Here is a 24,480-nt window from a genome sequence, read left to right as displayed (position 1 = left end):
CGCGGAATTCGCAAATAGGGGGCTGGGTATAACGCGGCTGCATCGATCAGACCACCGGGTGGCTATGGGCGCCGCGAGGACGACGGCGGCCGGCACGGACTCCAGCGACGAGCATCACAGCCGAGTATCCGAGCAGGGCCACGGCCACTGCCGGAATGATCAGCGCTCGGCTCGCCCCGTTGACGAAATTATTGGCATAGCCGATCAGCGGAACGGAATACCACAGTCGCCCCTGAATCTGGGCGGAGAGCACGAGGTCGGGATCGGGAAGACTGTTGTTGTCTCCCTGAAACTGAAAACTCCGGGCACCGTCCGTGGAGGAGCTGATCGCGGTGATGCGGTGGGTGATCACTGCCGGCTCGCCCGAGTGAATCTGATAGGTGGCGATATCCCCGATTACGAGGTCGTCGGTGTTGACCGGGCCGACCACGATCAGGGTGCCGGGCGGCAGGTGTGGCTCCATCGAGCTGGTCAGCACCGTCAGGGGGGTCGCGCCCGTGATCTTGGGCACGATGACCAGCAGAGCGAACAGCATGAGCACCAGCAGGAGCAACGCACCGCTGATGGCCAGGCCCAGGGCGTGCAGCAGTCCAGCCGGCCTGGCCCCCTTCGAACCGTGCCCCATCAGTTCGCCGCCGTCAATGTGAACTGCTGGGCGCTGCCGGCGCTGCAGCTTTGCGTCTGCAGCGCGGTTCCGGCTGTGTAACTCGGCACCGTGATGCATTCCGTTTTGTTCCTGTTCACTTGCATGACGAACTGGTACAAACCGTTTCCCGACAGTGTGCCGCCCCACTGCTGGCTGGAGTCACTCACGTTGCGTGTCGCCATCACCACAGCTGCCGTGGTGGTGCGCTGCCAGGCCAGCCCGGCCGCTGCCTGCGAGGTGATGAGGTAGTTGCTCGGATTGACTAAGTCATAACGCCACAGCTGTGTGGTCAGCGACTCGTTGCATACCTGCACTGTCACGGGTCCGTTCGCGTTGGTGGAACCCGTGACGCACAGGCCCCCACTCTTGACTCGGTACCAGCTGGTCGACGACGGTGACTGGCTGGTGGTCGCAGTGACGGCCGACGACATGGCCGAAGAGTTGCCTGCCGCGTCGAGCGCGTCGACGGTGTAGCTGTAGGTCGTGCCGACATTGAGGCCGGTGTCAGTAAAGGTCGTGCCGGCGACGACAGAACGGACCAGTACGGTGTCGCGATAGACGCGGTACGAGGCGATGCCGACGTTGTCGGTCGCCGCCGTCCACGCGAGTGTGGTGGCGGCATCCGTTGTCGATGACGACGTCAGGCCGGTCGGTGCGGTCGGAGCAGTCGTGTCGGGCACGGTCTGGGCCACGGCAACCGTGACGGGGGCGGCCTTCCAGTTGGTGCCGACCGCGGCGGTCAGGTCGAGCCGGGCGGCAACGTGGCCACCGCCGTAGGCAGCCGGAATGGGTGATGAGATCGAGGTGCGCACGCAGTACACAACGGACGAATCTGCGGCGACCGAACCAGTCAGTGTGGTTCCGCTCGTCCAGGTTCGCACCGTCTCGCTTCCGGGCAAGGTCGTCGACGAGGTGCAGTGGGCGGTGGAGGCGACCGGCCAGGTCGTCACGGTGATCGCTCCGGCGAGGCCCGCCGTCGCCGACGTGCCGGCGAGTGTGAGTGCGTACGTCGACGGCACCGCGCCGTTACTCACGGTGACGGGTTTCGTTGTCACCAGACTGCTCGCCGAGTAGTCGAAGTTGAGCTGATCGAAGCCCGATTGTGCGATGCTGATACTGCCCGAGGTCACGGATCCGGTGGCTGGGGATGCCGCGGTGGTCCAGGCGGCATGGGCGGCGCCGGAGGCCGCGAGCACGAGAAAGAGCACGGTGCCGAGCAGGGCGGCGGTGTGGCGCTGCCGGCGAGGTCGAGCGACAGCCTGGCGGCGTGAACGGGTCATGGTTTAGGCCTGCACTCCGATGAGAACGACGGAAAAGTTGGCAGCAGACGACGACTGGCTCACACTCGGGGCGCCCGCGGGCAGCGCGATCAGCACGCAGACTGTTCGGGACTGGGCCTTAGCGAGCGTCAGGCCCACCGCCGTCGACGGCGCACTGGCAAATGTTCCGCTGGTGCTGGGGATGACCGCGCTCGTGCACGCAGCCGAGCTGTCGACGACGGCGAGACCGATGGTGAGCGAATCGGACAGGGTCGAAGTAACAGCCGGCGCGAGGAGCGAGGAGCGGGTCACGGCCAGTGGCACGTCACCGGTGTTCGTGACGGTGACCGGGGCGGCAATAACCAGTCCCGGGTACAGGGGCACGGCGGGAAGGGCGAGGGCCGAGACCGTCATCGTGGCCGTTCCCGACGCTATCGTGGCCGAGGAGGTGGCGGCACTCGAGTTCAGGAGGGCGTAGGTGCCGCCGGCAGCGGTCGTGGCCAGCACGACTGCCAGAAGAGTGGATGCTGCGGCCAAGACCAGGGCCCGCGCGCGTAGCCGCAGGGTCGGCGCAGCACGGTGGCGACGACGCTCGGCAGGCGAAGCGGTGTGGCGGCCACGGGTTGTTTTCATGTGATCACCGCGCTTTCTGGTCGAACGGAGGAGCTGGAGGGAGAATCGCACCACCCGGGGTGCCCATCGTCGGGTGATGGGCACGCCAGGGACGGTGCAGGAGGTGGTGAAGACTAGGTGGTCTGAGTCAGGGTCACGGCGAGGGCGCCGAGGTTGACCGAGCCGAGCTTGGCGTCGTTCTCAAACCCGGGGGTACCGTTCTTGGGGAACGTCACGCTGACAGTCACCGTCGCGGTGCGGGTCGCACCACCGGTCGCGGTCGGCGTGATCGTGAGAGAAGGGCTGGTACCCGTAATGCCAGATCCGGTGATTGCCAAGGCTGCTGTCTTGGTGATGTAGCTCGCGAGCTTTATATCAGCGGGGGTCGCGGCATTCGTCGGCACGATTGAGGCCGGGTCAACAACGGCGGTTGCGACCAGGTTGTCGCCGGTCGCCGTGATGTCCACCGACTTCGTGTAGGTGATGGTGTCACCCGGTACGATGCGGTAGCTGCTCATCGTGATTACGGTGGAGCCGCTCTTCCAGACGCCGTTCGTCGGCGCGCTGTCCGCAATCAGCAGAGTTCCGGCGGTGATCGTTCCGCCGGCAATCGATGTACTCGAATTCCAGAGCGCGAACGTTCCCGCGCCGCCGAGCAGCAGGGTCAGTCCGGCGGCACCGGCGATAGCGCTAACGAGAAGCTTGTTCATAGTGGAGACCTTTCGGAAGATCGACTCAGGGGCGAGTGATACACACTATGCGGGACAGACAGATTTGTCTGTCCGTCGGTAACCCCCAGAATGGGGTTTAGGATAAAAGTCCATTCGGTACTGAATTAGTTGAAATCAACAGACAAATCAGAGTATTTCGTGATCAATCAGGAGAAAAGCAACGAAAAAGCGACATACGGGCGGGGAGACGAATTCGTTGTCGATCAGACGGGACAGACCCTTCTACCTCCGAATTGGTCTGGCCCGTCGCATGGTCCAGACTGGAGTTTCACGAGGAGACCGCATGACTTCAGATCAGATAGCCGACCACGTCGGGCCCGTCATAGTGTGGTTTCGCGACGATCTGCGGGTTGCCGACCATCCAGCCCTGCACGCGGCGATCAAGCAGGGGCAGCCGATTGTGGCCCTCTACCTGCTCGATGAGCAATCCGACGGAGTCCGCCCGCTCGGCGGCGCGGCCCGTTGGTGGCTGCACCAGAGTCTGCGATCCCTCGCCGGCTCCATCGCCGCCCTCGGTGGCCGGTTGATTCTGCGCCGCGGTGCGGCCGGCCCGATCATCGCCCGTCTGGTGCACGAGACGGATGCCTCCGCCGTGTTCTGGAACCGCCGCTACGGCCTCGCCGAACGCACGATCGACACCGCGATCAAGAGCGATCTGCGTGAGCGCGGAATCGACGCCCATAGTTTCGCAGCTTCGCTTCTGTTCGAACCCTGGACGATTCAGACCGGGCAGGGCGGCTCCTACTCCGTCTTCACCCCGTTCTGGCGGGCCTGCACCGCGGGTGCGCCGCCCCGCGTGCCCTATCCCGCACCCTCCGCTATTCCCGGCTGGGCGGGCGACCCCACCACGGCAGCCCTCGTCTCCGACGACCTCGACGACTGGGGACTCGAACCGTCGAGCCCCGATTGGGCGGGCGGGCTGCGCGCCGCGTGGACGCCGGGCGAAGCATCCGCTCACGCCCTGCTCAACACCTTTCTGGCCGAGTCACTCGCCCTCTACGCCACCGAACGCGACGAACCGGCCCAGAACGCGACATCGCGCCTGTCTCCGCACCTGCGCTGGGGCGAGATCAGCCCGCATCAGGTGTGGGCGGCGACAAACAATGCCCAGCGCGGGCTCAGTGGTAGCGAGTCGGCCAGCGCGACCCGTTTTCTGACCGAGGTCGGCTGGCGGGAGTTCGCGTACCACGTTCTTTATCATGCGCCAGATATCGCGACCGCGAACCTGCGCCCCGCCTTCGACGCTTTTCCGTGGCCGCCACTCGATCGGGATGCCCTGGCGGCCTGGCAGCAGGGTCGCACTGGCTTTGCCCTGGTCGACGCCGGCATGCGTGAACTGTGGCGCACCGGAAGCATGCACAATCGGGTACGCATGGTGACGGCATCATTCCTGATCAAGAATATGTTGGTCGATTGGCGTGAGGGCGAGCGCTGGTTTTGGGACACCCTGGTGGACGCCGACGCGGCGAGCAACCCGTTCGGCTGGCAATGGGTGGCCGGTTCCGGAGCGGATGCGGCACCGTATTTTCGTATTTTCAATCCCGACCTGCAGGCAGCCAAGTTCGACCCGCACCAGCAATACATTCGGCAAAACGTTCCCGAATACGGCACGGATGCCTATCCGGCGCCGCTCGTCGACCTCGGCGAGACGCGTCGCGCCGCCCTGGCCGCCTACGAAAGGGTCAAGGCCCAATCGGCAGGCTAGGCAGCGCGAACGGAGATTCGGGTCTTTCCCGCTGACTCTTTCGTCGACTTCGCACCGGGCCCGGCTGCGGACGACCCGGCGTACCAGATGCTCAGTACGCACATGATGAGGGAGCCTACGGCGAGCGGGTTTTGCAAGTACACAACGAGATAGCCAAGGTTGGGCACGAAGGCGGTCACGCCGCCAATAACATCCGCGCGTGGCACCGTGAACGGATCGCTCGTGTCGTTCGCGTCACCCTTGGTCGTTAGCGTTGCATCGTCGTTGACGGCCATGAGGCGGTGGGTGGTGCGATCGCCGGCACGCCGAAAAGTGATGACTTGCCCGACCTCGTATTGGTCAGTCTCAACGATCACGACGCTCGCCGGCGGGATAGCGGGGAACATCGACCCGGTACGCACGACGTAAGCCCCGTAGGGCAGGACACCCGTCGCCATGATGGCGATCGGGGTGAGCACGGACGCCAGAATGAGTAGCAGAATGACCATGCCTTTGAATCTCTTCACGGTGCGCCTCTCAGCTCGGAAAAAATTGGGGAATGGCTCGGACGTCGCTCACCAGCAGCGACGTCCGAGCCATCTCATCGAGCTCTACAGGCCCGGCGTCTGGCCGACCTGTGTGGCCACAATTTGGTAGGGGAGACCGTTACCAACGATGACCGGGTTCGGGGCCTGAACAGTCTTCACCGGGTAGGAGTTCCAGACTCCGCCGCCAAGCTCCGACTGGCCGGACATCTTTGCCGCATAACCGAAGCTGAACGAAACCGACCCGACAGCTGTCGGCGCCAGGTTCGATGCCAGCTTGATCATCTTCGGAACGGGCCAGCATCCGGTCGGCGCGAGGGTCCCGCAGCTCAGGTGCGCAGTGTCGTCCTGATCATCGCTGAGATTCGCGGAGTCGAAAAGAGCCGTGCCGTTGGCAGCCACATGGAACTCGCCGTAGGTGCCGAGGTCGTTCAAAGCGTGCAGGGCGTCCTTATTGTTGAACACAACCCAGACGTCCTGAGCGTTCAGACCCGTGTTGACGTAGCGGGACGAGACGGTCTGGGTCGTTCCCGGCAGCAGGTTCGAGAAGGCCAGGTTGAGAGAATCGGTGCCGGTTCCGTCAGCGCCAGCGATCTTGATCGAGCCGATCGTTCCGCTCACTGCGCCCTGTGCCGTGTCGCTGAAGTACGCGCCGGTCGGCCCCAAGGCAGCGAGGGCCATCGTCAATGCGACCGCAACGCCTCCGGCCCCGATGATCATTTTCTTGCGGTTTAACATAAGTTTCACGTCAGTCTCATCTCAAATTGTCAGTTCCGAAGTGAGATAATGAAATTCTTTCATTATCTATATTCAAAACAGTAGAGATGACATCCGCTCACGTATGCCCCCCATTGGGCACTGCTGTGCCCCCAATCTGGGGGATGGAACGGCGGCAGACCACGAATAACGAAGAAACGGGCAAACAGTTGCCGCCCCTGTGATGATGCCGGGGCCAGACAACCATTTGCCCGCTTTCGCGAACTCGCAGCGCTAGCTGCGAAAACTAGTTAGAAGAATCGAGCGTAGGCACCAACCGTGAGGAAGGTGGGGAACTCCGGCTCGAGTGCCGAGGTGCGCAGCACTGTGAGGGCGTCATCGAAGCGGTCGGTGGGGGTGCGCTCGAGGCCGTCCACGACCTCGTCCAGCACCTCCTCAACCCAGTCGGAGTCGATCCGGCGGCCCTCGGCCGTGACCGAGTTCTCGTGAATCCACTGCCAGAGCTGCGAGCGGGAGATTTCCGCGGTCGCGGCGTCTTCCATCAGGTTGTCGATCGCCGCTGCTCCCACGCCGCGCAGCCAGGACTCGATGTAGCGGAGCGCTATGAGCACGTTGCCGCGCACGCCGGCCTCGGTGATCTGGCCGCCGACCGAAGCAACGTCGAGAAGCTGGGCGGCCGTCACGTTCACCTCGGGGCGGGTGCGCTCGAGCTGGTTCGGGCGGTCTCCGAGCACCTTGTCGAATTCGGCCTGAGCGGTCGGGATCAGGTCGGGGTGCGCAACCCAGGAACCGTCGAACCCGTCGGTGGCTTCACGCTTCTTGTCCGCGGCGACCTGGGAGAGAGCCTGCTCGGTGACGGCCGGGTCGCGACGGTTCGGAATGAAGGCGCTCATGCCGCCGATGGCGAAGGCTCCACGACGGTGGCAGGTGGCGACGAGCAGTTCGGTGTATGCGCGCATGAACGGCACCGTCATGGTGATCTGCTTGCGGTCGGGAAAGACGAAGCGGCTGCCGCGGGCACGGAACGTCTTGATGATGCTGAAGATGTAGTCCCAGCGTCCGGCGTTGAGGCCGGCGCAGTGGTCGCGCAGTTCGTAGAGGATTTCTTCCATCTCGAAGCCGGCCTGGATGGTCTCGATCAGTACCGTGGCGCGAATGGTGCCGTAGTCGATACCCAGGCGCTCTTCGGCGTAGGTGAAGATGTCGTTCCACAAGCGCGCTTCCTTGTGGCTTTCGAGCTTGGCCAGATAGAAATACGGGCCGGTACCGTTCTCAATGAGCTTCTTCGCGTTGTGAAAGAAGTACAAACCGAAGTCGATGAGGCTGCCAGAGGACTTCATGCGGCGGTTGGCACGGTCGATGAAGGTGATGTGCTTTTCAACGAGGTGCCAGCCGCGCGGACGCATCACGATGGTCGGCGTCGACTCGTTCGTGATCTCGTACTTCTTGCCCTCGGGGCTCGTGAAGCTGAGCTGGCCGCGCACCTGGTCGAACAGGGTCAGCTGGCCCTCGATCACGTTGGTCCAGGTCGGGCTCGTGGCGTCTTCCTGGTCGGCAAGCCAGACCTTGGCGCTGGAGTTGAGCGCGTTGATGGCCATCTTGCGGTCGGTCGGTCCCGTGATCTCCACACGGCGGTCTTCGAGGCCGGGTCCGGCTCCCGCAACGCTCCAGGTGGGATCGAGACGGATGCTCTCGGTAACGCTGAGAAACTTGGGGTCGCGACCGTTGGCGGCATCCACTCGGGTCTGCAGCCGGGCCGCCAGCAGGTCGTGCCGGGTGCCGGCGAAACGCTCGTGCAGTTCGGCGAGAAATTCGAGGGCCTCTGGAGTGAGGATCTCGTCATACCGATCGCCGAGCGGGCCGGTGACCTCGAGGTGCGGGCGAATGGTGGCGAAGCTGCCGGTGGTCGTTTTCACCGTCTCGGAGTTGACCGTCTGATCGAGGGTCGGTTTGGGGGTGTTCATGGTCTGGCTCCTTGCGAAAGTAGGTGATACCGACAGGGGGCGAGCCGCAGCTGCGCGGTTCGCCCGATCTCAGGCGGAGGATGGTGGAGCGGTTCTGCTTCGGTCGAATCGGTGAGCGCGAGGGGTGAGCGGTCGCAATTCGAAAGTCGGTGCTTGCCTGTGCCTCCACTCTGCCGGGTCTAGGCACGGCCAAACCACAATCCATGCACAGAAGAAACCCTGTTTTTCTGATTGTGGAAACTTTTGTGATCTGCGACACTAAGGCCATGGTCCCCGCAGAAGCCCTCGCCGCACTGTCTTCGCTCAGCCTCGATGAGCCGGAGCTTGACGCGCTCACCCTCGGCCGCCGTATCCGGGAACTGCGCACCAACCGCCGCATGACGCTCGACGCCCTCGCCGCCGCGATCGACCGCGCCCCCTCCCAGGTGTCGATGATGGAGAACGGCAAACGCGAGCCACGCCTCTCCATGCTGCGCACGATCGCCCTGGCGCTCGGCACTACCGTCGAAGAGCTGATGCGAACGGATGCCCCCTCGGAGCGTGCCGCCCTGGAAATCTCGGTGGAACGTGCCCAGCGCGGGCCGGTGTTCCAGGCCCTCGGACTCCCCCGCATCCGGGTGAGCAAAGGCCAGAGCGACGACACCCTGCAGACCATCCTCAGCCTGCACAATGAAATCGACCGGCTCAACCGGGAGCGCGCAGCGACTCCGGAGGAGGCCCGTCGGGCCAACTCCGCGCTGCGCCAGATCATGCGGCAGCAGGACAACTATTTTCCCGAGCTGGAGGCGCAGGCCCTCGAGTTGCTCACCGCGGTCGGTCACTCCGGTGGCCCGGTGTCGCAGCAGCTCGTCGCCGACATGGCCACCCACCTGGGGTTTTCGCTGCACTATGTGAATGACCTGCCGCACTCCACCCGGTCGGTCACCGACAAGCGCAACGGGCGTATCTATCTGCCGACCGAGCGTTCGGCCTCGCGGGATTCCCGCTCGCCGATCGTGCAGGCCTTCGCGAGCCATCTATGCGCGCACGAAGAGCCGAAAAATTATGCCGAATTTCTGCGCCAGCGGGTGGAAACCAACTATCTCACCGCGGCGATCCTGCTGCCGGAGCGAGATGCAGTGCGCATGCTGACCGAGGCGAAGACCCTGCGGCGCATCTCGATGGAAGATCTGCGGGACGCCTTCGCGGTCTCCTATGAGACGGCCGCGCACCGATTCACCAACCTCGCTACCGCCCGCCTGGACATTCCGGTGCACTTCATGAAGGTGCACGAGTCCGGCACGATTATCAAAGCCTACGAAAACGACAATGTTCGCTTTCCGAGCGACGCTCTCGGTGCGGTCGAGGGCACCACGGTCTGCCGCAGCTGGACTGCCCGCACCGTGTTCGACGTCGAAGACCGCTTCAGCGCCTGGTACCAGTACACGGATATGCCGGCCGGCAGCTTCTGGTGCACCTCCCGCATTGAAAAGGCCAAGGAAGGCGAGTACTCGGTGAGCGTTGGGGTGCCGTTCGCACACGTGAAGTGGTTCCGCGGCCGCGAGACGGCAAACCGCGCCGTCTCCAAGTGCCCCGATGAGTCCTGCTGCCGCCGGGCTCCCGACAACCTCGCCGGGCGCTGGGCCGGGCAGTCCTGGCCTGCCGCACGAACCCCGACGAGCCTGCTCGCGGCGCTGCCCACCGGAACCTTTCCCGGCGTCGACCAGACCGAGGTGTACGAGTTTCTCGAAGCCCACTCGCCGCGCTAGCGCTGAGGGGCGCGCGCGGGAGAGGGATGGATGCGCATCCGCTCTGAAACAAACAAACCGGTACGTTGTAGGCAATACTTTTAGCTAACATTGTGATGACGTGAAAATGCTGGAGCAAGTGGCTTTTTGCGGTACCACGCACCAGAGATTGTCGGTTGGGCTTGTCCCACGCGTCGCCGCTCGTCTCGACCTACTGAAATGCGAGCCGACGATGTGTGACGCTCGTAGTGTGATACGTCGTCTCAATCGTGCCGTGCGGGCGGGACTTCCCTCGGCGGCACCGCCCATGAACGAGCTGCACGATCAGGTCGCTACTCCGTCACCGGCTGAAACGACCGCGCCCATGCCGTCACACTGGTTTCGCTCCGCGGCACTGCTCGATGTGCGCGGGCTTCAGGTCGCAGCGGCGGCGCACTCCGACGCACCGCGTGTGGTGCAGGGCATCTCGCTCTCCATCACCTGCGGCGAGGTCGTCGGGCTGGTCGGCGATGCGTCTTCCGGTGCTCTCGAGGTCGCCCAGTGCATAGCTGGCGTACTTCCGGCGCCGGCGACCATCCGATCCGGGTCGATTCTGTTCAACGGCGTCGAACTGGTCGGGCTGCCGCCACGATCGTTCTCCCGGCTGCACGACGCCCAGGTGGCCTACCTGCCGCGGAGCCCACTCGACGGCCTCGACCCGAACCTGACCGTGGGAACCCAGCTGGCCACACCGCTGCGTTCCGGCGGCGGCCTGTCGAAACCGGCCGCCTACGAACGGTCACTGGATCTGCTGGGCCAGGCCGGCGTGGAGAATCCGGAACACACCTTCACCGCGTACCCGCGCGACGTGTCGGCGACCTTGGCGCAGCGCGTGCATATCGCCAATGCGTTGGCCGGTAGCCCGAATCTGCTCGTGGCCGACGACCCGACCGACACCCTGAACGCGTCGGACAGTTCCGACATTCTTGAGCTGCTGAGCAGATTGCAGCGCGAACGCAAACTGACCATGATCTTCGTGACGCGCTCGGTACGCGTCGCGGCACTGATCTGCAATCGTGTTGCCGTGGTTCGCACCGGTGCGATCGTCGAATACGCGTCGGTCGCCGACCTGTTGGGTTCCCCTAAGCATCCGTACACCCGCGAGCTGCTCTACGCGGCCGAGAATGAGCCGCTGGGGAGCCGGGGCTTGTAGATTAGGCGCATGGAGGCACACAACCGGCCGGGCGCACGCGAAGCGATTTTCGCTCAGCTCGTCGACGCCGGCCGCACGGAGCAGGTAACCATTCGCCTCACCGACGCCATCATTCTGGGCGTTCTTGCCCCCGATGAACGCCTGCCGAGCGAATCGGATCTGGCGCGCCGCTTCGGCGTGGCCCTAATCACGGTGCGTGAGGGCCTTGCGGTGCTGCGCGATGCCGGCCTGGTCGAGACTCGGCGCGGTCGCGGCGGCGGCAGTTTCGTGATGAAAGCGGATGCCCCGCACAGCACGCTCGTGCAGGCCCGGCTCCACGGTCTGGCGCAGGTCGACCTCTCTGACATGGCCGTCCATTTCGCGACGATTGTCGAGGGGGGCGCCCAACGGGCTGCGCTGCGCGCCTCAGAACCCGACTCCGACCGCCTCGATCTGTGGCTGCGCGGCGCTGACTTCGCAACGGTCGCCGGGGCCCGCACCAACGCCGGCGGGTTCTACCTGGAGTTGGCCGTGCTCAGCCAGTCCGCCCGACTGGTGCGGGAGCTGATCCGGCTGCAGGCCGAATTCGGGCCTCTGCTGCTTCTAGGCATGACGGATGCCCGCGCCCGCCGGTCGCTGCTTGCGAGCAACCAGGCCATTGCCGGCGCCGTGCGCGCCAACGACGCAGCCGCCGCCCGGCAGTTCGCGACCGAGCAGGTGCGGAGCCTGGCCGAATGGCTGTTGAACGCGAAAGCCAGAGTCGAACGAGGCGGAGCCTGGGATGCCTGAGATTTCTCAGCTGCCGGAAGTGACGATCTCCGATTGCGCCGCCGCGGTGACTGCCTCCTTCGCGGACGCCTTCGCCGAGCTAGATGGGTGGCGAAACGAACTCGCTGACGGCGAAACCTCGGTGCGGCCGACAGACCTCGATGCCCACGTGGAGGGGCTCGTGATTCCGGCCCTCACCGGTGCCAGCCCGCTCTTCGTCGGCGCCGGATTCATTGCCGCGCCCGGCTACGTGCACGGCCGGGACATCCACTTTGCCTGGTGGCTGGGCCCGCAGGCCGGCAACCCGCTGCTCGGCAGCAGCAGCGCGGCCACCCGTCTCGACCTCGCCACCCGCGCATACACCGACTACGTGCGCGATTTTCGCACGCTGGAGTGGTACCAGGTGCCGCAGTCCACCAACCAGACGCACGTCACCGGGCCCTACGTCGACCGCCTCTGCACCTGCGAGTACATTTTCACCCTGACCATGCCGGTGCGCATCGGCGAAGGCACCCCGATGCTCGGCGTGGTCGGAGCGGACATCTCCGTGCGCCGTCTCGAGAGCATTGTGCTTCCGCTGTTTCTCGCGGCCGACCGGCCACTCGCCCTCGTCAACGCTGTTGACCGGGTGGTCATCTCCACGGACCCGACCGTACAGGTCGGTCAGCTCGCCTCGCATTCCGGTGACTCTGTGGCCTGCTCCGGCCTGCCGTTTCGAGTTCTCGTTGGTCCGGACCGGCTGCCTCGTTTTTAATCATCCGTTGCTATATCTTTGACAAACCAGAGTTTGCATCGGCGCCGGTTTTTGAGGTGCCCGACCAGTGAAGGATAAAGCCTATGACCAGCTACGCAGTCATCAACCCGGCCACCGGGGAGACAGTCAAGACCTACGACACAATCTCGGATGCCGACCTCACCGCCGCCATCACCGCGGCAGACGACGCCCACACCTGGTCGCGCTCCATCAGCGTCGAAGAGCGCGCGGCCCTCGTGCGCCGCGTGGCCGAACTGCACGTCGAACGCCGCCAGGAGCTTGCCGACATCATCGTGCGCGAAATGGGTAAGCCCGTGGAGCAGGCCCTCGGCGAGGTCGACTTCAGCGCCGACATCTACGCCTACTACGCCGACAACGCGGTGGAGCTTCTGAAGGACGAAACCATCAGCCTGCTCGCCGGCGAGGGCTCGGCGCTCATCCGCCGCAGCTCGCTTGGTGTGCTTCTCGGCATCATGCCGTGGAACTTCCCGTATTACCAGGTTGCCCGTTTCGCCGGACCAAACCTAATCATCGGCAACACCATCCTGCTCAAGCACGCCGAGCAGTGCCCCGAATCGGCCGCCGCGATCGCGCAGATCATGCTCGACGCCGGTTTTCCGGTGGGGGCCTACACGAACCTCTACGCTTCCCATGATCAGATATCCACGGTCATCGCCGACAAGCGCGTGCAGGGTGTCTCGCTCACCGGCTCGGAGCGCGCCGGAGCGGCGATTGCGGAGATCGCCGGACGCAACTTGAAGAAGGTCGTGCTCGAGCTCGGCGGCTCAGACCCGTTCATCCTGCTATCCACCGACGACCTCGATGAGACCGTCGGCGCCGCCGTGGCTGCTCGCCTCGACAACAACGGCCAGGCCTGCAACGCGGCCAAGCGCTTCATCGTCATCGAGGAGCTGTACCAGCCTTTCTTGGATAAGTTCACGGCGGCAATCAATGCCGTCGAGCTGGGCGACCCGACCAAGGACGGCACCGGACTCGGGCCACTTTCCTCGAAAAAGGCCACCGAAACTCTCACCGAGCAGGTTGCGCGCGCTGTGGCTCAGGGTGCCACCCTCGTCACGGGCGGAACCTCTGAGGGCAACTTCTACGCCGGAACCGTGCTCACCGACGTATCGCCCGGCTCCGATGCCTTCCACGAAGAGTTCTTCGGCCCGGTTGCACAGATCTTCAGCGTTCCCGACGAGGCCGCCGCAGTCGCACTGGCCAACAACACCCCGTTCGGCCTGGGTTCCTACGTCTTCACCACCAACCCGGAGCAGGCACTGCGCGTGGCCGACGGCATTGAGGCTGGCATGGTGTTCATCAATTTGGTCGGTGCCGACGGTGCCGAGCTGCCCTTCGGTGGCGTCAAGAGAAGCGGCTCGGGGCGCGAACTGGGCCGTTTCGGCGCTGACGAGTTCGTCAACAAGAAGATGATCCGCATCGGCTGACATGAAAGCTCCCGACACAAGCGGTGGCGGCGGGTTGCTTGCGGGGTGACGAGTTCAAGGTTTGAGCTGAGGAGCAAGTGACCCGCTGCCACTGCGACGCACAAACTGGTCATTCGGAAAATCAATCATCCGGTTCTATAGCTTTGGGGGCAGGCATCCGTTATGTTAAGGCTCACACATTGACGTGTACCGCCGGGTGGGAGGCGTTTCGGCTGGATTGAAAGGGCATCATGTCCGTAGAGGCTTCCTCCAAGAAGGGCATCGGCGACGGCGACCACCTGAAGGTGCTCGGGTACGACGATTCGTTCCACCGGTCCATGTCGTTGTGGGCGAATTTTGCGCTCGGATTCACCTACCTGTCACCGCTCGTGGGTGTCTACTCGCTGTTCGCGCTGGCCATGAGCACGGGTGGCCCGCCTTCGCTGTTCTGGCTCTTCATCGTGGGCACCGGGCAGTTGCTCGTGGCGCTGGTGTTCGGCGAGGTCGTCTCGCAGTATCCGATCGCGGGCGGTATCTACCCCTGGACGCGACGCCTCTGGGGCAAGCGCTACGCCTGGATGGCGGCCTGGGTCTACATCTGGGCGATGCTCGTGACCATCACGGCCGTCGCCGAATTCGGCACCGGGTTTCTGGCCAGCCTGATCAATGCCCCGGCGACCAAGGAAGTCACCCTCGGCCTCTCGATCGCTTTCCTGGTCGTGGCATTCGGCCTGAACTTTTCCGGCACGAAGACACTGGCCCGCGTGGCCCGGATCGGGCTCGCTGCTGAACTCATCGGCGTCGTCGCCGTGGGGCTGTATCTGCTCATCTTTCAGCGCCACCAGGAATTCAGCGTGTTCTTCGACTCCATGGGCGTGCAGGGCAACGGCAGTTACGCCACGGCATTTCTCGGCGCGGCACTGACCGGACTATTCCTCTTCTACGGTTTTGAGGCGTGCGGCGATGTCGCCGAAGAAGTCGAGAACCCGGCCCGCGGCATCCCCCGCGCCATGATTCTGACGATCTTCGTCGGCGGGATATCGGCCCTGCTCTCCTTCAGCGGGTATGTGATGGCCGCACCAAATTTGCAGGACGTTGTCGACGGTGTCGATCAAGACCCGATTCCGGCGATTCTGGATGCCGCGCTCGGCCCGATCGGCGCCAAGATCTTTCTCGTCGTCGCCCTCACCGCTTTTCTGTCGTGCGTGCTGAGCTTGCAGGCCGCGGCAAGCCGACTGCTGTTCTCGTTCGCTCGCGACGGAATGGTTCCGGGGCACAAATGGCTGGCCACAGTGTCGCCGCGCACCGCGGTGCCGACCAATGCGTTGATTGTGGCGTGCTCGATTCCGGTGGTGCTGTGCCTGATCATCTACGTTGGCAGCGACCAGGTCCTGACCCAGATCACCTCGTTCGCCGTAATCGGCATCTACGTGGCATTCCAATCCGTGGTGCTCGCTGCGTTGCGCCAGCGCATCAAGGGCTGGAAGCCGGCCGGTCCGTTCAGCCTGGGCCGGGCCGGTTTCGTGGTCAACGTGCTCGCCCTCGCCTACGGCATCTTTGCCATGGTGCTGCTCGCGGTGCCGGGCTCGAGCGGTGAGTTCTTCAGCGACTACATCGTGCTCATCGGTCTGTTTGTCGTCATGGGGAGCGGCCTCATCTACCTGCTGGCGGCTCGGCCCGACCGCAAATCGCTGGCACCAGAGGGAGACGCCATTGAAGTCGCAACGCTCCTGCGGGCGCACCCCGACCACTAGACCCCGCCCGAGCTGGTGATCACCCAGCGGATGCGTGCGCCCTATGCACCCATCCACCGGGACTCGGCGCAGGCGCGGGCATCCGCTTAATGCAAGCAGGGCCCGTCCGAGGACGGGCCCTGCTTGGTGAAGCTGTTGCTTAGATGCTGTTGACGTCGAGCTGGATGCCAGGACCGAACGTGGTCGAGACGACACCCTTCGTGATGTAGCGGCCCTTGGACGAGCTCGGCTTGAGGCGGTTGATCTCCTCGAGCGCAGCGGAGATGTTCTCGTTCAGCTGATCGGCCGAGAAGGAGGCCTTGCCGACGACGAAGTGCACGTTGGAGTGCTTGTCGACGCGGAATTCGATCTTTCCGCCCTTGATGTCGGACACGGCCTTAGCGACGTCGGGCGTCACGGTTCCGGTCTTCGGGTTGGGCATGAGGCCACGCGGGCCGAGCACCTTACCGAGACGGCCGACCTTACCCATGAGCTCGGGGGTCGAGACGGCGGAGTCGAACGAGGTGTAACCAGCGGCTACCTTCTCGATGAGCTCGTCGCCACCGACCTCGTCGGCGCCGGCTGCGATAGCGGCTTCGGCGGCGGGGCCGGTTGCGAAGACGATGACGCGGGCGGTGCGGCCGGTGCCGTGCGGGAGGATGACGGTTCCACGAACCATCTGGTCGGCCTTGCGGGGGTCGACTCCGAGGCGGAGGGCGACCTCAACCGTGGAGTTGAACTTTGCGGAGCCGGTCTCCTTGGCGAGGGCTACGGCCTCGGCCGGGGTGAAGACGTTGTCTTCGCCGATTTTGGCGGCGGAGGCGCGGTACGCCTTTGACTTGGTTGCCATGTTGAATCTCCTGTATGTACTTCAGAGTGTGGTGCGAACCTGGCAGGCTCTTCCACTAAATGCTGAGGGTGCTTCCGGCGCCGTGTGGCGCCGATGCGGGGGTGTGCTTAGGCGCTGACCGTGATGCCCATAGAGCGGGCGGTTCCGGCGATGATCTTCGCGGCGGCGTCGATGTCGTTGGCGTTGAGGTCAACCATCTTCGTTTCGGCGATCTCGCGGACCTGGGCCTGGGTGAGGTTGGCAACCTTGACGGTATGCGGGGTTCCGCTGCCCTTGGCGACGCCGGCGGCCTTCTTGATGAGCTCCGCTGCGGGCGGGGTCTTCAGGATGAACGTGAACGAACGGTCGTCGTAGACGGTGATCTCAACGGGGATGACGTTGCCGCGCTGGGCTTCGGTCGCTGCGTTGTAGGCCTTGCAGAATTCCATAATGTTAACGCCGTGCTGACCCAGTGCCGGCCCGATGGGCGGTGCGGGGTTGGCTGCGCCGGCCTTGATCTGAAGTTTGATCAGACCTGTAACCTTCTTCTTCGGTGCCATTGTGTTGTCCTTCGTATTGATGTGCGAGCAGCCCGGGGGCTGCTCTCCCGGTGGCCCGGATGGGCCCCGGTGGTTTGGGGGAACCAGCGTGGATTGCCCTGGTCGGGCATCCGCTGTGCTGGTTAGAGCTTGGTGACCTGATCGAAGCTGAGCTCAACCGGAGTCTCACGCTCGAAGAGCGAGACGAGCACGATGAGCTTGCCGCTCTCCGGCTTGATCTCGCTGATCGAACCGGGCAGGCCCGCGAACGAACCTTCCTTGATCGTGATGGTCTCGCCGATCTCGTAGTCGACCTCGGCAGCGATGACGCGCTGCGCCGACTTTCCGGGAGCACCGCCAGCCTTGGTCGGGGCTTCGACGATCTCGACGAGTCCCTTGAGCATGCCGAAGGCTTCTTCGAAACGCAGCGGGGTGGGGTTGTGGGCGTTGCCAACGAAGCCGGTGACTCCCGGGGTGTGGCGAACAACCGACCAGCTGTCCTCGTCGAGGTCCATACGAACGAGCACGTATCCGGGGATGCGCACGCGGGTGACCATCTTGCGCTGGCCGTTTTTGATCTCGACGACATCTTCCATCGGAACTTCGCACTGGTAGATGAAGTCTTCCATCGCCATGGACTGCTTGCGGTTCTCAATGTTCGACTTCACGCGACGCTCGAAACCGGCGTAGGAGTGAATGACGTACCACTTGCCTGGCAGAAAGCGCAGTTCCTTGCGGAACGCCTCGTACGGGTCGACCTCTTCATCGGAAGGCTCGGTCTCGCCTGCAGTTTCGGCGGTGACGGCCTCGTCTTCGTCTTCGACGGCTTCAACGGACGCGTCGGCTTCTTGCGCCGAATCGATGTCGAGTGCGTCGTCGACGATGGCGTCGGCTTCGGGATCGGATGACTCGGCGAGGGCGTCGAGTGCAGCGTCGAGGTTGACCTCCACGTCGTCGTTCTCGTCGATGACGTGCAGGGCGACCTGCTCGGCCGCCTCTGCGGAAGTCTCGTCGGCGGCGAGGGTGTTGCCTTCCTGCGCCTCGTCTTCCTCGGAGGACTGCTCGGCGGCAGTGGCCCAGTCGACATCGTCGTGCTTCGTCTCAGTCACTAAATCTCAATCCCTAATTTTTGTACGTGTGCAAGTTGTCTGGGCACGTTGCGTGCCGGTGGTGTGGGCGTTCCGCCGGAGCGGATGCCTTCGCTGCGGATTAGCCCGGCGTGCCGAACACATAGAGAACCGCGAGGCCGAAGACCCAGTCCATGGCCGAGACGATGCCCATCATGATGATCACGAAGACCAGCACGACGCCGGTGTAGCTCAGCAGCTCTTTACGAGTCGGCGTGACGACCTTGCGCAGTTCCGCGAAAACCTGCTTGATGAACAGGGACAGCCGAGCGAAAGGACCGCGATTGGACTCGCGGGCAATTCGTGCGTTCGCGACGACTTCCTCACTAGGTTCGTCGACAACTTTTCGGGCCACCTGTTACACCTCTCATGGTCGGCAGACTTCTACCGATGTGCAGGGCGGACAGGACTCGAACCTGCAACCTGCGGTTTTGGAGACCGCTGCTCTACCAATTGAGCCACCACCCTATGGAAGCAAACCCGCCATGCAGAAGCCACTTTCGACCGAGCGTGAACACTCGGAAAAAGGCGCAAAAAAGCATGGCAGAATTCAACTACCTGAACAAGTCTAGATCACGGACCGGCCACTGTAAAGCTGAGACGAGTTCGCGCAAAAGCGCGATCCCTGTTCCAGTGCCAGCTTGCCACACTATCGCGGCAGACGGGATTGCGACCGTCGACTGGTCAGCGACCGTCCAGTCGCCCGATCAGCTTCTGCATCGCGGTCATGGCTCCTCCGAGCACGGCCGGGATCCCGCCGCCGGGGTGTACCGACGCGCCCACCCGCCACAGCCACGGACGCGCCAGGCTGGTGTAGCCCGGCCGGTGGAACGGGCCGCTCTGCCAGAGTGGGTTGGTCGCGCCGTACAGCGCACCTCCCGCGGAGCCCCAGCCTGCGAAGTAGTGCGGGTCGAGCACGACATGATCGCGGAACAGCTCGGTGATGGGCCGGCTCAATCCCACGGCCGCGCTGACCCGGTCGATCTCGTGGGCGACCCAGGGAGTGTCGAGATCGTAGTGTCGGCCATCGGCAGGCGCCGTGAGGAGAACGGCCACCGTCGCTCGATCGTTGGGATAGATTTCGTGTGGCCGGTAGTAGTTCAGGAATGCCATGGTCTGGTCCGGCGCAACGACCGTGTCCAGACTGCGGTGGAGGGCGGCCGGGTCGTCGGGCAGTACCACCGAGTGTGTAGCCGTTCCACGGGGCAACGGCGTATCCAGGGACGCGTAGATGGCCACTCCGGAGCAGGACAGTGGCCGCTGCCGTGCGCGCGGTGCGCCCAGGAGCTCGTCGAGAACGCCGCTGTCGAGACCGCTCACGATCACATCAGCTTGGTAGGTCGCCGACGTGGTGGTCACACTCCCCTGTTTGACCGATTTGACGGGCTCACCCAGGTGCAGATTCGCGCCGGCGTGCACGGCGAGCCGGTAGAGCGCCATCGGCACCTCGTTCACACCTCCCTCGGGCACCCATACGCCGTCCGTGGCCATAATTGCCGGCATGCTCGCATACAGCGCGAGGGTCCGTCGGGGCGAGACACCCGCGTTGAGGGTGTGTATGGCGATGATTTCCCGCAGGCCGTCGGGCATCCAGGTCAAGCCATCGAGAAAGCCACGCGTGGTCAGCCGTCTGCCGTAGAGACGGAAGACCCGGCGCACGGCCGGCAGCGAAGCTGGGCTGGCTGGGTCGGTTGTGAGCATGCTCGTGACTTCGGGGCCCAGCCCACCGTGTTCACGTTCGAATCGGGTCCAGGCCGCATGCCACGGATGCCCCTGCGGAACCGGCAGGGTGACGCTGTCCCCCGCAAAGAAATACCGACCGACTTCGGGCAGTCTCTTCAGGGTCAGCGCGGCGACCGCCGCAGCCTCGGCGGGAGCGGACCGGCGGGCGCCGAGGGCGTCGTAACGAGCGAGTAATTCTTCCCAGACCGGCGGGAAAGTGACTAGCGCGGGCCCGGTATCCACCCGCTGCCCGTCGATCTCGAGGCGCCTGCTCTTGCCCCCGATCCAGTCGGATCCCTCCAGCACGGTCACCGCATGCCCGGCGCGGGCCAGCAGCGCGGCGGCGGTCAGCCCGCCGATGCCGGCGCCGAGCACGACGATGCGCAGGGGAGTCGTTGCCGTGCCGGATCGCTTCATGGGTATGTTCCTAACAGAATGGCGGCCACGACCTGGGCGCCGGCGACGGAACCGGCGACGTAAGGGAACACGATCGAGTACCGATATAGCCGGCGGGCCGTCGCGGGTATCGGGTCGCGCCCCAACGACATCACGAGCCAGCCGGCGATGAGCAGGTTGACCAGCGCTACCGGCCAGCTGATAAGGGCGAAACCTACGGTGGACAGGGCCCACCAGATGGCGCTCCACACCGTTGCGCCGCGCGCGCCGAGATGGACCGCGGTGGTGCGAATACGCGCCGCGCGATCCTCATCGATATCCTGGACCGCGTCATAGGTGTGTTTGGCGACACTCCAGGCCATCAGCCCGATCGCCGCCGACCAGATCGGCCGCTCACCGACCGCAAGCGGCACGAACACCAGCGGGAAGGCATAGGCAGCGTTACTGAGCGAATCCACGTACCGCCGGGCCTTGAAGCGCAACGGCGGCGCGGAGTAGAAGACGAAGATGAGGGCATAGGCCATGATCCAGGCAAGCGCGGCTGGCGGCAGCGTGAGCAGGAAGTAAGCCACGAAGGGCACGTTGGTCAGCAGTACCCCGATAACGATGGGGCGCACTTCGGAGCCAAGGATGCGTGCCCCCTCAAGGCCACCCTTTCGGGTGTTCTGGGCATCCGTTGCCTGGTCGAAGATGTCGTTCACACCGTAGATCAGCAGGTTGAAGGGCAGGGTCACCCAGAGGAGCAGAGGAAACACATCCCAGCGCCACAGGTCTCCCATCAGCCACATGGCGATGACGGTGGTGCCGATTGTGTTCACCCAGAGCACCGGACGGGAGATATGAATCAGGCGGGTGAGCATTTTCTCACTCTAGCTAGCCTGGCGAGAGATCTCGCCGCTTGAGATCTCGCGCCGGGCGATCAGCAGCCTGGCTATCTCCGCAATTGCGCCCCGAAGACCCTCTAAACCGGCCCGCGCGCCGGCCCGACGAGTGCAGCGCTGGTTCACTCGCGGGTGCACTGGCTAAGCTCAAGCTGTGGCTCATGAACTCAAGCGAATTTCTACTCGGATCGGCTCTATCGCGGAGTCGGCGACCCTCAAGGTCGACGGAAAAGCCAAGGCCCTGCAGGCGGCCGGGCGGCCGGTGATCAGCTTCGCCGCCGGGGAACCCGACTTCCAGACACCAGAACATATCGTGGAAGCGGCCTTGGCCGCCGTGCGCGATCCGAAGAACTACCGCTATACCCCGGCAGCGGGTCTTCCCGAGCTGCGCGAGGCGATTGCCGCCAAGACACTGCGCGACAGTGGACTCGTGGTTTCGCCCAGCCAGGTCGTCGTCACGAACGGCGGCAAGCAGGCGGTCTACCAGGCGTTCGCGACCCTGCTCGATCCGGGCGACGAGGTCATTGTGCCGACCCCGTACTGGACCACCTACCCCGAGGCGATCCGGCTGGCCGGTGGCGTGCAGGTCGATGTCTTCGCCGGCAGCGACCAGGGCTACCTCGTGACGGTCGAGCAGCTCGAAGCCGCGCGCACCCCGCGCAGCAAGGTGCTGCTCTTCGTCTCACCCTCGAACCCCACCGGGGCGGTCTACTCGCCTGAGCAGACGCGGGCCATCGGCCAGTGGGCCGAAGACAACGGCCTCTGGGTCATCTCCGACGAGATCTACCAGAACCTCACCTACGACGGCGTGCGAGCAGTCTCCATCGTCGAGGCCGTTCCAGCGCTGGCCGACCGCACGATCCTGGTGAACGGTGTCGCCAAGACCTACGCCATGACCGGCTGGCGCCTCGGCTGGATGGTCGGCCCCGCCGACGCCATCAAGGCGGCGGCGAACCTGCAGTCGCACCTTTCCTCGAACGTGTCAAACATCTCGCAGCGCGCCGGAATCGCCGCGCTCAACGGCCCGCAGGACGCCGCTGAGGCCATGCGGGTGGCCTTCGATCGCCGCCGCAAGCTCATCGTCGCCGAGTTGAACAAGATCCCCGGCGTCGTGACCCCCATCCCGCAGGGAGCCTTCTACGTCTACCCCGATGTGACCGGGCTGCTGGGTCGTTCGTGGGGCGGCGTCACCCCGACGACCTCACTCGAACTGGCCGACCTCATTCTCGACCAGGCCGAGGTGGCCGCCGTTCCCGGCGAGGCCTTTGGTCCTAGCGGATTCCTGCGCATGTCCTACGCGCTCGGCGACGATGCCCTCCTCGAGGGAATCCAGCGCCTGCAGAGGCTGTTCGCCTAGTACGGCATCCGTCGACTGATGGATGAAGGAGGCAACCATCAGAGGAGGTACGGGGGGCGCGGAAGTGAGATCATGAATCCATGACAGCCACACCCCCGGTCGTGCAGGTGCGCGACCTGCAGAAATCGTACGGCAGTGTCGAGGCCGTGCGCGGCGTGAGCTTCTCGATCGAGGCCGGGGAGACCTTCGCCCTGCTCGGCCCGAACGGTGCCGGCAAGAGCACGACCATCGAGATTCTCGAGGGCTACCGCGACCGCACCGGCGGCGAGGTGAGAGTGCTGGGCGTTGATCCGCACCGCGGCGGCCTGGATTGGAAGGCCCGCATCGGCATTGTGCTGCAGACCAGCAACGAGAGCGGCAATGCGACCGTGACCGAGCAGCTGCGCCACTTCGCCGGGTTCTATCCCCATCCCCGCGACGTCGACGAGGTCATCGACGCGGCGGGTCTGCGCGAGAAGGCGAAAACCCGCATCAGCAAGCTTTCCGGCGGGCAGCGCCGCCGAGTGGATGTCGCCCTCGGCATTATCGGACGCCCCGAGCTGCTGTTTCTCGACGAACCGACCACAGGCTTCGACCCCGAGGCCCGGCATCAGTTTTGGAACCTGATTCGAGGACTCAAGGCGGAAGGCACCACCATCCTGCTGACGACCCACTACCTCGACGAGGCCGCGCAACTCGGCGACCGTGCCGGAATCATCGTCGGTGGCCGGCTCATCGACATCGGCCCGCTCGACACAATCGGCGGAGCGGATGCTCGCGTTCCGGTCGTGCGCTGGCGTGACGGCAACGGATTGGTGCGCGAGGAGCGCACGAGCCGCCCGGCGCAGGTCGTGGCGGACCTGGTCGCCAGCGGCAAGGGCGCCGAACTCGAAGGTCTTGAGGTGATCCGACCAAGCCTCGAAGACGTGTACCTGTCCCTCGTGCGCGGTCACGAAGCGACGGCCGCCGGGAACGAAGCTGCCATGTCCGCCCCTGAGGCTCGGCCCGATCCAAGCCGGCTCACCGACAAGGACGTGCGAGCATGAGCGCCACGATGATGGACACCCGCCCGCAGCACACAGCTCCGAGCACGCTCGCGCTCGGCCTGTCCCGCATAGGCTATGAAACACGCCTGTACTTTCGCTCCCCCGACACCCTGTTGTTCACGTTCTTTTTCCCCTTCATCATGCTTGGCATTTTCACCGCCGCGTTCAGCTCCTCCGGAAATATCGGTGCCAATCCCGACGGTACCGGCGGCGTCAACGTGGGCGCCTACTACCTGCCCGGAATGCTCGCCGCCGGCATGCTTCTCTCCGGTGTGCAGAACCTCGCCGTCGATATCGCCGGCGAGAAAAGCGACGGCACCCTCAAACGCCTGGGCGGCACCCCGCTGTCCCCGCTGAGCTATTTCCTCGGCAAGATTGGACAGGTGTTCGTCACCGCAATTCTTCAGGCCGGCCTCCTGCTTCTCGTGGCGCGACTGGTGCTCGATATCGCGCTGCCGAGCGAACCGGAGAAGTGGGCAACCTTCGCCTGGGTGTTTGTGTTCGGCGTGATCACGAGCGCGTTTCTCGGCATCGCGCTGTCGGCGGCGCCTCGGTCGGGGCGCAGCGCCACGGCTGTTGTGGCTCCCGTGGTGCTCGTGCTGCAGTTCATCTCGGGCGTCTACCTGCAGTTCACGACGCTGCCCGAGTGGATGCAGAACCTAGCGAGCATTTTTCCGCTCAAATGGATGGCGCAGGGCATGCGTTCTGTCTTTCTTCCGGAAAGCTTCGCTGCTGCCGAGCAGAGCGGCACCTGGGATTTGCCCTGGGTGGCCGGCGCCCTCGGCGTCTGGCTGGTGCTGGGGCTCGTGCTGAGCCGGGTGACGTTTCGTTGGATTCGACGCGACGCGTGAGCCTGGCCTGAGGCC

The 24,480-nt window shown here is 64.5% G+C and carries 23 protein-coding genes and 1 tRNA gene; 10 read left to right on the top strand and 14 right to left on the bottom strand.

Features of this window, described 5'->3' with window-relative positions; genetic code table 11:
* Window positions 1-46: 46 nt before the first annotated feature.
* From E3T29_RS08645 to E3T29_RS08630, 4 genes are all read right to left on the bottom strand, one after another.
* Window positions 47-625, bottom strand: coding sequence for a signal peptidase I (locus E3T29_RS08645; RefSeq protein WP_134345089.1), 579 nt, complete (start codon window positions 623-625; stop codon window positions 47-49).
* Window positions 625-1,926: an RICIN domain-containing protein gene (locus E3T29_RS08640; protein ID WP_134345088.1), complete on the bottom strand. Its 1,302-nt coding sequence runs from the start codon at window positions 1,924-1,926 to the stop codon at window positions 625-627. The genes E3T29_RS08645 and E3T29_RS08640 overlap by 1 nt, the downstream gene beginning before the upstream one ends.
* 3 nt (window positions 1,927-1,929) lie before the next feature.
* On the bottom strand, window positions 1,930-2,538 hold the full coding sequence (locus E3T29_RS08635) for a hypothetical protein (protein WP_134345087.1): 609 nt from the start codon (window positions 2,536-2,538) through the stop codon (window positions 1,930-1,932).
* Between the two features lie 113 nt (window positions 2,539-2,651).
* Window positions 2,652-3,227, bottom strand: coding sequence for an alternate-type signal peptide domain-containing protein (locus E3T29_RS08630; RefSeq protein WP_134345086.1), 576 nt, complete (start codon window positions 3,225-3,227; stop codon window positions 2,652-2,654).
* 304 nt (window positions 3,228-3,531) lie between these two features.
* Between E3T29_RS08630 and E3T29_RS08625 the strand changes: the two genes are divergently transcribed.
* Window positions 3,532-4,953 carry a deoxyribodipyrimidine photo-lyase gene (locus E3T29_RS08625; protein WP_134345085.1) on the top strand — a complete coding sequence of 474 codons (1,422 nt, stop codon included), beginning with the start codon at window positions 3,532-3,534 and terminating at the stop codon, window positions 4,951-4,953.
* Here E3T29_RS08625 and E3T29_RS08620 read toward each other — a convergent pair.
* From E3T29_RS08620 to aceB, 3 genes are all read right to left on the bottom strand, one after another.
* Window positions 4,950-5,459 (bottom strand): signal peptidase I, encoded by a 510-nt coding sequence (locus E3T29_RS08620; protein ID WP_134345084.1) that lies wholly within the window; start codon window positions 5,457-5,459, stop codon window positions 4,950-4,952. The two genes, E3T29_RS08625 and E3T29_RS08620, sit on opposite strands and share 4 nt — an antisense overlap.
* Before the next feature lie 84 nt (window positions 5,460-5,543).
* Window positions 5,544-6,224: a hypothetical protein gene (locus E3T29_RS08615; protein ID WP_134345083.1), complete on the bottom strand. Its 681-nt coding sequence runs from the start codon at window positions 6,222-6,224 to the stop codon at window positions 5,544-5,546.
* Between the two features lie 260 nt (window positions 6,225-6,484).
* Window positions 6,485-8,158, bottom strand: coding sequence for a malate synthase A (aceB, locus tag E3T29_RS08610; RefSeq protein WP_134345082.1), 1,674 nt, complete (start codon window positions 8,156-8,158; stop codon window positions 6,485-6,487).
* Window positions 8,159-8,424: 266 nt separating this feature from the next.
* On the opposite strand from aceB, the gene E3T29_RS08605 reads away from it, so the two are divergent.
* The 6 genes from E3T29_RS08605 to E3T29_RS08580 all read left to right on the top strand — a co-directional run bounded on the left by E3T29_RS08605 (window position 8,425) and on the right by E3T29_RS08580 (window position 15,759).
* Window positions 8,425-9,906 (top strand): helix-turn-helix transcriptional regulator, encoded by a 1,482-nt coding sequence (locus E3T29_RS08605; protein ID WP_092340424.1) that lies wholly within the window; start codon window positions 8,425-8,427, stop codon window positions 9,904-9,906.
* Window positions 9,907-10,192: 286 nt separating this feature from the next.
* Window positions 10,193-11,077, top strand: coding sequence for an ATP-binding cassette domain-containing protein (locus E3T29_RS08600; RefSeq protein ID WP_166789829.1), 885 nt, complete (start codon window positions 10,193-10,195; stop codon window positions 11,075-11,077).
* 9 nt (window positions 11,078-11,086) lie between these two features.
* Window positions 11,087-11,845: a FadR/GntR family transcriptional regulator gene (locus E3T29_RS08595; protein WP_134345080.1), complete on the top strand. Its 759-nt coding sequence runs from the start codon at window positions 11,087-11,089 to the stop codon at window positions 11,843-11,845.
* On the top strand, window positions 11,838-12,578 hold the full coding sequence (locus tag E3T29_RS08590) for a cache domain-containing protein (protein ID WP_134345079.1): 741 nt from the start codon (window positions 11,838-11,840) through the stop codon (window positions 12,576-12,578). The genes E3T29_RS08595 and E3T29_RS08590 overlap by 8 nt, the downstream gene beginning before the upstream one ends.
* 83 nt (window positions 12,579-12,661) lie before the next feature.
* Complete coding sequence (locus tag E3T29_RS08585; protein WP_134345078.1) at window positions 12,662-14,026, top strand: NAD-dependent succinate-semialdehyde dehydrogenase; 1,365 nt, start codon at window positions 12,662-12,664, stop codon at window positions 14,024-14,026.
* A 230-nt stretch (window positions 14,027-14,256) separates the two neighbouring features.
* Complete coding sequence (locus E3T29_RS08580; RefSeq protein WP_134345077.1) at window positions 14,257-15,759, top strand: APC family permease; 1,503 nt, start codon at window positions 14,257-14,259, stop codon at window positions 15,757-15,759.
* Window positions 15,760-15,898: 139 nt separating this feature from the next.
* Here the strand turns inward: E3T29_RS08580 and rplA are convergent, their stop codons facing one another.
* The 7 genes from rplA to E3T29_RS08545 all read right to left on the bottom strand — a co-directional run bounded on the left by rplA (window position 15,899) and on the right by E3T29_RS08545 (window position 21,211).
* A complete protein-coding gene (gene rplA, locus E3T29_RS08575; protein ID WP_092106323.1) occupies window positions 15,899-16,588 on the bottom strand; it encodes a 50S ribosomal protein L1 in 690 nt (229 codons plus the stop codon).
* A 107-nt stretch (window positions 16,589-16,695) separates the two neighbouring features.
* On the bottom strand, window positions 16,696-17,127 hold the full coding sequence (gene rplK, locus E3T29_RS08570; protein ID WP_134345076.1) for a 50S ribosomal protein L11: 432 nt from the start codon (window positions 17,125-17,127) through the stop codon (window positions 16,696-16,698).
* Window positions 17,128-17,249: 122 nt separating this feature from the next.
* Window positions 17,250-18,215, bottom strand: a complete 966-nt coding sequence (nusG, locus tag E3T29_RS08565) for a transcription termination/antitermination protein NusG (RefSeq protein ID WP_134345075.1) — start codon at window positions 18,213-18,215, stop codon at window positions 17,250-17,252.
* Window positions 18,216-18,315: 100 nt separating this feature from the next.
* Window positions 18,316-18,588, bottom strand: a complete 273-nt coding sequence (gene secE / locus E3T29_RS08560; protein WP_092340430.1) for a preprotein translocase subunit SecE — start codon at window positions 18,586-18,588, stop codon at window positions 18,316-18,318.
* 40 nt (window positions 18,589-18,628) lie between these two features.
* Window positions 18,629-18,701: transfer RNA gene (locus tag E3T29_RS08555), tRNA-Trp, on the bottom strand.
* A gap of 216 nt (window positions 18,702-18,917) precedes the next feature.
* Window positions 18,918-20,372, bottom strand: a complete 1,455-nt coding sequence (locus tag E3T29_RS08550; RefSeq protein WP_134345074.1) for an NAD(P)/FAD-dependent oxidoreductase — start codon at window positions 20,370-20,372, stop codon at window positions 18,918-18,920.
* Window positions 20,369-21,211 carry a UbiA family prenyltransferase gene (locus E3T29_RS08545; RefSeq protein WP_104088940.1) on the bottom strand — a complete coding sequence of 281 codons (843 nt, stop codon included), beginning with the start codon at window positions 21,209-21,211 and terminating at the stop codon, window positions 20,369-20,371. Before E3T29_RS08545 ends, E3T29_RS08550 begins: the two co-directional genes overlap by 4 nt.
* A 175-nt stretch (window positions 21,212-21,386) precedes the next feature.
* On the opposite strand from E3T29_RS08545, the gene E3T29_RS08540 reads away from it, so the two are divergent.
* The 3 genes from E3T29_RS08540 (at window position 21,387) to E3T29_RS08530 (ending at window position 24,465) form a co-directional block, all read left to right on the top strand.
* Window positions 21,387-22,589 (top strand): pyridoxal phosphate-dependent aminotransferase, encoded by a 1,203-nt coding sequence (locus E3T29_RS08540; RefSeq protein WP_134345073.1) that lies wholly within the window; start codon window positions 21,387-21,389, stop codon window positions 22,587-22,589.
* A gap of 80 nt (window positions 22,590-22,669) precedes the next feature.
* A complete protein-coding gene (locus tag E3T29_RS08535) occupies window positions 22,670-23,614 on the top strand; it encodes an ABC transporter ATP-binding protein (protein ID WP_092340434.1) in 945 nt (314 codons plus the stop codon).
* Window positions 23,611-24,465, top strand: coding sequence for an ABC transporter permease (locus E3T29_RS08530; protein WP_134345072.1), 855 nt, complete (start codon window positions 23,611-23,613; stop codon window positions 24,463-24,465). The genes E3T29_RS08535 and E3T29_RS08530 overlap by 4 nt, the downstream gene beginning before the upstream one ends.
* Window positions 24,466-24,480 lie beyond the last annotated feature (15 nt).

It is taken from the genome of Cryobacterium sp. TMT1-66-1 (assembly GCF_004403435.1).
Taxonomy (GTDB): domain Bacteria; phylum Actinomycetota; class Actinomycetes; order Actinomycetales; family Microbacteriaceae; genus Cryobacterium; species Cryobacterium flavum.
The sequence above is the reverse complement of the archived record's forward strand: the minus strand, read 5'-3'. Positions and strand labels throughout refer to the sequence as shown.

Bases quoted from the DNA above. Each gene is read 5' to 3' on its own strand.
- E3T29_RS08600 (WP_166789829.1), top strand. From the start codon at position 10,193: ATGAACGAGCTGCACGATCAGGTCGCTACTCCGTCACCGGCTGAAACG.
- E3T29_RS08580 (WP_134345077.1), top strand. From the start codon at position 14,257: ATGTCCGTAGAGGCTTCCTCCAAGAAGGGCATCGGCGACGGCGACCAC.
- E3T29_RS08585 (WP_134345078.1), top strand. From the start codon at position 12,662: ATGACCAGCTACGCAGTCATCAACCCGGCCACCGGGGAGACAGTCAAG.
- E3T29_RS08640 (WP_134345088.1), bottom strand. From the start codon at position 1,926: ATGACCCGTTCACGCCGCCAGGCTGTCGCTCGACCTCGCCGGCAGCGC.
- E3T29_RS08645 (WP_134345089.1), bottom strand. From the start codon at position 625: ATGGGGCACGGTTCGAAGGGGGCCAGGCCGGCTGGACTGCTGCACGCC.
- E3T29_RS08635 (WP_134345087.1), bottom strand. From the start codon at position 2,538: ATGAAAACAACCCGTGGCCGCCACACCGCTTCGCCTGCCGAGCGTCGT.
- E3T29_RS08630 (WP_134345086.1), bottom strand. From the start codon at position 3,227: ATGAACAAGCTTCTCGTTAGCGCTATCGCCGGTGCCGCCGGACTGACC.
- E3T29_RS08605 (WP_092340424.1), top strand. From the start codon at position 8,425: ATGGTCCCCGCAGAAGCCCTCGCCGCACTGTCTTCGCTCAGCCTCGAT.
- aceB (WP_134345082.1), bottom strand. From the start codon at position 8,158: ATGAACACCCCCAAACCGACCCTCGATCAGACGGTCAACTCCGAGACG.
- rplK (WP_134345076.1), bottom strand. From the start codon at position 17,127: ATGGCACCGAAGAAGAAGGTTACAGGTCTGATCAAACTTCAGATCAAG.
- E3T29_RS08590 (WP_134345079.1), top strand. From the start codon at position 11,838: ATGCCTGAGATTTCTCAGCTGCCGGAAGTGACGATCTCCGATTGCGCC.
- E3T29_RS08530 (WP_134345072.1), top strand. From the start codon at position 23,611: ATGAGCGCCACGATGATGGACACCCGCCCGCAGCACACAGCTCCGAGC.
- rplA (WP_092106323.1), bottom strand. From the start codon at position 16,588: ATGGCAACCAAGTCAAAGGCGTACCGCGCCTCCGCCGCCAAAATCGGC.
- E3T29_RS08595 (WP_134345080.1), top strand. From the start codon at position 11,087: ATGGAGGCACACAACCGGCCGGGCGCACGCGAAGCGATTTTCGCTCAG.
- E3T29_RS08550 (WP_134345074.1), bottom strand. From the start codon at position 20,372: ATGAAGCGATCCGGCACGGCAACGACTCCCCTGCGCATCGTCGTGCTC.
- E3T29_RS08625 (WP_134345085.1), top strand. From the start codon at position 3,532: ATGACTTCAGATCAGATAGCCGACCACGTCGGGCCCGTCATAGTGTGG.
- E3T29_RS08545 (WP_104088940.1), bottom strand. From the start codon at position 21,211: ATGCTCACCCGCCTGATTCATATCTCCCGTCCGGTGCTCTGGGTGAAC.
- E3T29_RS08535 (WP_092340434.1), top strand. From the start codon at position 22,670: ATGACAGCCACACCCCCGGTCGTGCAGGTGCGCGACCTGCAGAAATCG.